Raw genomic sequence first — 239 nt, forward strand, 5'->3', positions numbered from 1 at the left:
CATGTAAGTCGCTTACATTTATACTAAATAATTCGCTGATTAAATCTTTAATACTGAAGCGTTTTTCTCTATACGCCTTCTTCATTAACTCGGACATTATTGTTTTAGCGCCTATTGACCAAAACTCACCGTGCTTTTTCTCATCATTGCCTACCAGAGCTTGAGCTATTGTATCGAATTCTAATTCATGCTCTACTTCTTCTAAAATAGACCACCCTCTTGATCTGCTGTCAAACGGA

1 protein-coding gene is annotated in these 239 nt (G+C 36.8%); it reads right to left on the reverse strand.

What is annotated here, in order from left to right:
• On the reverse strand, positions 1–239 hold a 239-nt coding region (locus tag NF27_RS08885; RefSeq protein ID WP_039456711.1), incomplete at both ends, for a type IV secretion system DNA-binding domain-containing protein.

It is taken from the genome of Candidatus Jidaibacter acanthamoeba, from assembly GCF_000815465.1.
Classification (GTDB): domain Bacteria; phylum Pseudomonadota; class Alphaproteobacteria; order Rickettsiales; family Midichloriaceae; genus Jidaibacter; species Jidaibacter acanthamoebae.